Below are 6,000 nucleotides of genomic sequence, written 5' to 3'. Positions count from 1 at the left end.
TTCGGCTCGATGAAACGCATCGCGAAGCCGTTGAGCGAATTCATGCCATCTGCGGGAAACGTCCGAGTCCAGTCGATGGGTATTTCAACGGCCTGTTAGTGAGGACAATGGCCAATGCAGCCGAGAAAGTTGCCGATGCCGGTCCATTGAGTACCCCACACTCTCGAAAGAACCCTGGCAGACTAACGTCAATATCCTGCTCAGCAGGTCATCGAAATCTCATCGGGGGCGCGCTTCTCCGGGAACTGGCGGCGCAAAGTAATGGCGATCATCGGGCAATATGACTATGCGAACGACGCTTCGAACGACGCTTATCGGCTCGAAGCTGTCATCGGTGTACCTTTTAAGGACGGGCGCATATGGGTCGTGACCATTCCGCAAAGCGCACAATCGATCTCCTTTCGTTGAAGAGGAGATTGTCATGGAAACGCTTAATTCTTCCGGCGCTCGTCGGGTGCCATGGAATAAGGGAAGGCTAACCGGCCAGAAGCCTCCGCTGAAGCTCCGGGAAATCTGGGCGATTCGAACGAGGCTGCAGATGTCGTCTAACACTCGCGAGTTGGCGATGTTCAACCTTGCGATCGACAGTAAGCTTCGAGCGTGCGATTTGACGCGCTTGCAAGTGCAGGACGTCTACATGGGAGGTCATGTCGTCGCTCGCGCGACTTTCATGCAGCAGAAAACGCATCGATCAGTGCAGTTCGAAATCACGGAGCAGACTCGTCAAAGTGTCTTTGCCTGGATTTCGGCGCGGGGATTGAAGCCTGCCGACTATTTGTTTCCAAGTCGACTGCATGCCTCAGCGCACGTGTCGACGCGCCAGTATGCGCGCATCGTTCATCGTTGGGGCGCGTCGATCGGGCTCGATGACACCGGGTACGGTACGCACACCATGAGACGAACGAAAGCGTCGTTGATCTACCGGCGCACCAAGAACCTGCGCGCGGTTCAATTGCTCTTGGGCCATACGAAAATTGAAAGCACCGTGCGATACCTCGGCATCAAGGTAGACGATGCGCTTGAAATGGCTGAGCAAACCGAAGTGTGATCGCCGGTGGCCGGCGAGCGTGCGCTTGTCGGCCAGGAGCGGCCGCATAAGACCGCAAGGAGGGTGACCATTTTCTGACGGATAACCGCCGCTCAGATTCTATTGACTCGGACGCTATGGACCCAGCCTTAGCCTGTGGAAACGGCAGGCGCACACGACATCCGGTATCTGCCTCGCCCTTCTACGTCAGGTCGCAACTGGCTGATGCATCTTCAGTAGCCGCTGCGGCAACTGACTGTTTCCATTGGCTTGACGACACACCGCGGACTTTGTCGGACGCGTCGGCATCCGATGCTCCGATGCCTCTGTGAACTCAGATCCTGGCGGCGACCGGGAGTCGGAATGGGGCGCCGAGACGGTTGAAAGCGTTCATTGCGGCAATCGTTATCGTGAGGTCGACAAGATCCTTCGGCGAGAACGCCGCCGAAGCCGCCGCATAGGCTTCATCCGAAGCATGCGTTTCGCTGACGAGAGTCACCTCTTCGGCCCAAGCCAAGGCAGCGCGCTCCGAAGCGGAGAACAGGTGTGGGACTTCGTCCCACACCGGCACCAGCGTCAACTTGTCGATGGACATGGTCTTTCTGAGATCGCGACTGTGCATGTCGATGCAGTGGGCACATCCGTTAATCTGTGAAACACGGAGGAACACGAGATGAATGAGTTCCTCGGGCAGGTTGGTGCTTTTGGTCACATACTGATGGACACCGAAAAGCGCTTTTGCGCCGTCCGGGGCGATCTCGCTCCAGTTCAAGCGTGTCATCTTCGTCCTTTGCCGTTTGGCCATAAAATAACGTCTCTTGCGTCACGGGCGCGGGTTGTTTACTTCCCCTTCGCGCGCGACTCATGACATAGCGCGACTTTACTAACCCGAGATCACGGACAACAGGCCCAAGAATTGGCGAAATGACTGAGCCAAAGACTATGCCCACGCTTGCCATTGAGATAGACCGTAATGCGGCGGCGTCCGTAGGCGAGCAGATCTACACGAGCCTCAGGCAAGCAATCATCGATGGTCTTCTTCAACCCGGAAGACGGTTACCCTCCGGCAGGGATCTCGCTGCGCAGCTCGGCGTCGCCCGCGGAACAATCCTGGTGGCCTACGAGCGGCTGGCTTCCGAGAAGCTAGTGTTCGGCGCAGGCCCCGCCGGCACACGCGTCTGCGCGCAGCTTCCTCCAGCACCAACCGCGGCCGAGATTCCGCTCGATGGGCCACTGGATGCCTTTACACGACCGTATTCGAGCGCGCCACTACCGTTCCAGCTGGGCGTACCGGCTCACGATGCATTTCCCGCCAAAGTCTGGGCTCGAATGCGAGCGCGGGCAGTCCGTGCGGACGCCACTGGATACACGACCTACGCCGACCCTCGCGGCGAGCGCGACTTGCGCGCACAGATTGCCAGTCACTTGGCCATCAGCCGCCAGATCCAATGCCATCCCGATCAAGTTATTGTTACCAGCGGATACCGACAGGGACTGATGCTTACGCTGATCGCGCTCAGAGCTCACGGTCGCACCGCGTGGATCGAAGAGCCGGGCTATCCGCTCGGGAGGAAAGCTCTGGAGCTGGCGGGGCTCACGGTTGCTCCTATCTCCGTCGATATGGAGGGGTTACGCGTCGAGGAGGGCATCGCTCGTGCTCCGCACGCCCTGTTAGCACTGGTCACGCCCGGCCAACATGCGCCGCTGGGGGTCGCTCTCTCGCCGGCAAGAAGGCGGGCGCTGCTCGCATGGGCTGAAGCGAAAGATGCCTGGATCATCGAAGATGATTACCTGGGCGAACTGCAGTTGGTCGGACGGGCGGCGCCCGCCCTGGCTGCGGGTGATGGTGCGCAACGCGTAATCCACATCGGCGCATTCAGTAAGACGATCAGCCCCGCGCTCGGCCTCGGCTTCATCGTTGCGCCGCGCGTACTGACGGAACGCGTTGTCGAAACAGTTTCGTTGATGGCACCTGCTCCGAATAGGACGACACAGCTGGCAGTAACGGAGTTTCTCGCAGATGGACACTTCATGCGCCACCTTCGACACATGAAGAAGGTCTATGCTGAGCGCCGCCATCTCGCTGTTGAACTGCTCGGGAAGCGATTTACGGAGGTCGTGGAATCGGGATTGGGGCTGATTGTCAAGTTGCCTGATGGCGTCGATGACATGGAAATCGTTCATTCCGCGCGCAAGCAAAATCTTGCACCGTCAGCGCTATCTGCGTGGTACCTGCGGACCGAGCTTGCGAGAAACGGCCTACTTTTGAGCGTAACGAATCTTCGGCCCGACAACATCCGTGCGGCGTGTGCTGCTCTCGAAGATGTTGTTTCAGCACGCATCTCGCAACGTCGAGGCGTCGATGCAAGCCATCGTTTCTTTTGATCGGCTTGGAGTGACCGGTACGGACAGCTTCGCGGTCATCCGTCTGAGCATATCGGTGGTCCCCTTCGGGTCGGCTACAGCCAATCGTATCCACCGCTATGCCACTACTTCCGCACGAAAGTAGGCAATTCGCATGCACTCTGACGGTCTCGCCTGGAAACCTGTGGTGGGATTGGACGTAAGTCGTCCATTTGCTACCTACACGCTTGCAGATATTCCGCCGCCCTACGCGTATCGCGCCTCTTACTCGGTTTTTACCGCTTCGAGCTCGGCAACCGCGCCTTCGGTCACATCAGCCGCACCAGCCGGCCGCACACCCCCCCGATACCCCCTAGGCGATTGCCCAGTCGCCTTCTTGAACGCGTTACTAAACGCGCTCTCGGAGGTATACCCAACCGATTCCGCGATCTGCGCCACCGAACTGCTGCTATCCCGCAAGGCCCGCTCCGCCAAACGAATGCGCCAATCGGCCAGATAGCTCAACGGCGCCACCCCCGCCGCCGTCCGAAAGCGCAGCGCAAACGTGGTACGAGACATCGCGCAGGCCTCGGCCAATTCATCGAGCCGCCAATTACGCGCCGGCTCGCCATGCATCAGCGTCAGCGCCGGCGCAATCCGCCGATCGCACATCACACGAAACCAGCTGGCCGGTAGCGCTTCCTCATTCGCCATATGCGCACGCAGGATCTGGATGAACAACAACTGAGCCAGATGCGCCGAGGCGAGCTGCGTACCCGGCAGCGGATCCGAACGTTCCTCGACGAGCTGCGCGAGCAACTGCCTGAAAGCAGCAGCCTGCGGCGCCGCCGCCTGGATACGGATCCACGGCGGAAGCACACTGGTAAGCAGCCGCCCGCCCTCGGGATCGAGCAGCACATGCCCGCCGATATGCGCGAAATCCTGGCCGTTGCCGATCACCGCCGTCGACTTGCCGGCGCCGGAAAACAGGCTCATCGCATCGACCGGCTTCAACGACGGATCGCTGGACAGCACGAAGGAGCGCCGCGCCGACAACAGCCCCACATCGCCCGACTCGAAGTAAAGGGCTTCGCTCTCACCCTCGAAGCTGGCCCAGCAATGCCCGCGCACCACGGCGAAGAACTTGATCGAGGCAGGCGCCGGAAACCGGATCGCCCACGGGGCGCCGGCCGAGAAACCGCCCGTGACGAGCGATTCCGCCTTGGCCAGCTTGAGGATGTCGGAGAGAGGATCTGAAGTCATGTCCGCACTATCACGCAAGTAAAGCGCACTTTCAAGCATTCTCCGTCCGGAGGCGGCGCCTTAAGCTGGCGGCTCATCGTTATCGAGGGAAGGCGCTGTCATGTCGTCGAATCAGGAAATTCCGCAGCCGGACACGAACAAGGATCTGGTACTGGTCACCGGCGGCACTGGCTTCATCGCCCAGCATTGCATGCTGGCCTTGCTGGAACAGGGATATCGCGTGCGCACCACGGTCCGCTCGCTGTCGCGCGAGGCGGAAGTGCGCCGGCAGCTCGCGGCGGGCGGCGCCGAGGCCGGCGATCGGCTTTCCTTCGTGGTGGCCGACCTGGCGGACGACGCGGGCTGGGACGAAGCTGCCAGCGGCTGCGCCTACGTGATGCACGGCGCCTCGCCGACGCCCTCGGGCGAATACGCCAACGAGGACGAGCAGGCCTGGGTCCGTCCCGCTGTCGAAGGCAACCTGCGCGTGCTGCGCGCCGCTCGCGACCAGGGCGTGCGCCGCGTAGTGCTGACCTCGGCATTCGGCGCGATCGGCGCCGGGCACGGTGCCGATCACCGCCGCCCCTTCGACGAAACCGACTGGAGCGACGTGGACGGCCATATCGCGCCGTACCAGAAGTCGAAGACGCTGGCCGAGCGCGCCGCCTGGGATTTCATCGCGCGCGAAGGCGGCGGCCTCGAGCTATCGGCCGTCAATCCGGTAGCCGTGCTGGGCCCGGTACTGGGCGCCGACTATTCGCACTCGATCCACCTGATCCGGCACCTGCTGAACGGGCAGCCCGGTTATCTGCGGATCAACTCGGGTTTCGTCGACGCGCGCGACGTCGCCAGCCTGCATCTGCTGGCGATGACCGAGCCGGCCGCCAAGGGCGAGCGCTTCCTGGCCACCGGCGGCGCGAGCCTGTGGATGGCCGATGTCGCCAAGGTGCTGCGCGAGCGGCTGGGCGAGGCCGCCAGCAAGGTGCCGACGGCGCTGCTGCCCGACGAGGTGGTGCTCGGCAATCCGGCCATGAAGGGGCTGATCCCGCTGCTTGGCGTGGACATGAACGTCACCAGCGAGAAGGCCATCCGCCAGCTGGGCTGGGCGCCGCGCTCGCAGGAGGAGGCGATCGTCGCCAGCGCCGAAAGCCTGATCCGGCTGGGGTTGATCGACAACCGACCGACCGCGGATCGATAGGCCCCCAGCGCCGGCGGGCGCCTCGACCCTCGCAAAGCCATCGCAACCCCCCTTGTCGGCCGAAGTCGGCAAGGGGCTTTCCGCATGATGACGATTGGCATTGGTAGTACCCCGCGTTGACCGATCTTGCGTTGCAACACTACAGTGTTCAAATTTGGAACCATTGTTCGTCAGGCGAATTTATCGCCAT

6 protein-coding genes are annotated in these 6,000 nt (G+C 61.5%); 4 read left to right on the top strand and 2 right to left on the bottom strand.

The genetic code is table 11. The annotated features are described in order from the left end of the window. Both FB600_RS37540 and FB600_RS32645 read left to right on the top strand, forming a co-directional pair. The coding region (locus tag FB600_RS37540; protein ID WP_222432928.1) for a hypothetical protein at nt 1-284 on the top strand (284 nt) is incomplete at its 5' end. A gap of 137 nt (nt 285-421) precedes the next feature. Next, nucleotides 422-1,048 carry a tyrosine-type recombinase/integrase gene (locus FB600_RS32645; protein WP_046575073.1) on the top strand — a complete coding sequence of 209 codons (627 nt, stop codon included), beginning with the start codon at nt 422-424 and terminating at the stop codon, nt 1,046-1,048. A gap of 313 nt (nt 1,049-1,361) precedes the next feature. On the opposite strand, the gene FB600_RS32640 is transcribed toward FB600_RS32645, so the two are convergent. After that, entirely contained in the window at nt 1,362-1,808 is a 447-nt protein-coding gene (locus tag FB600_RS32640; protein ID WP_046575075.1) for a carboxymuconolactone decarboxylase family protein, read from the bottom strand. Between the two features lie 161 nt (nt 1,809-1,969). Here FB600_RS32640 and FB600_RS32635 point away from each other — a divergent pair, with 161 nt between their 5' ends. Next, the gene (locus FB600_RS32635; protein ID WP_186029644.1) at nt 1,970-3,412 is read left to right on the top strand and encodes a PLP-dependent aminotransferase family protein; all 1,443 of its coding nucleotides are present in this window, start codon (nt 1,970-1,972) and stop codon (nt 3,410-3,412) included. Between the two features lie 243 nt (nt 3,413-3,655). Here FB600_RS32635 and FB600_RS32630 read toward each other — a convergent pair whose 3' ends face one another. Further along, nucleotides 3,656-4,672, bottom strand: coding sequence for an AraC family transcriptional regulator (locus FB600_RS32630; protein WP_145757976.1), 1,017 nt, complete (start codon nt 4,670-4,672; stop codon nt 3,656-3,658). A 61-nt stretch (nt 4,673-4,733) separates the two neighbouring features. Between FB600_RS32630 and FB600_RS32625 the strand changes: the two genes are divergently transcribed. Next, entirely contained in the window at nt 4,734-5,810 is a 1,077-nt protein-coding gene (locus FB600_RS32625; RefSeq protein WP_145757977.1) for an SDR family oxidoreductase, read from the top strand. Nucleotides 5,811-6,000 lie beyond the last annotated feature (190 nt).

The organism is Burkholderia sp. SJZ089 (genome assembly GCF_007828315.1).
GTDB classification, from domain to species: domain Bacteria; phylum Pseudomonadota; class Gammaproteobacteria; order Burkholderiales; family Burkholderiaceae; genus Burkholderia; species Burkholderia gladioli.
Note: the sequence above shows the minus strand (reverse complement) of the source record. Positions and strands in the feature narration are given on the sequence as shown.

Coding starts and splice junctions, on each gene's coding strand:
- FB600_RS32625 (WP_145757977.1), top strand. CDS start 4,734: ATGTCGTCGAATCAGGAAATTCCGCAGCCGGACACGAACAAGGATCTG.
- FB600_RS32640 (WP_046575075.1), bottom strand. CDS start 1,808: ATGACACGCTTGAACTGGAGCGAGATCGCCCCGGACGGCGCAAAAGCG.
- FB600_RS32645 (WP_046575073.1), top strand. CDS start 422: ATGGAAACGCTTAATTCTTCCGGCGCTCGTCGGGTGCCATGGAATAAG.
- FB600_RS32635 (WP_186029644.1), top strand. CDS start 1,970: ATGCCCACGCTTGCCATTGAGATAGACCGTAATGCGGCGGCGTCCGTA.
- FB600_RS32630 (WP_145757976.1), bottom strand. CDS start 4,672: ATGCTTGAAAGTGCGCTTTACTTGCGTGATAGTGCGGACATGACTTCA.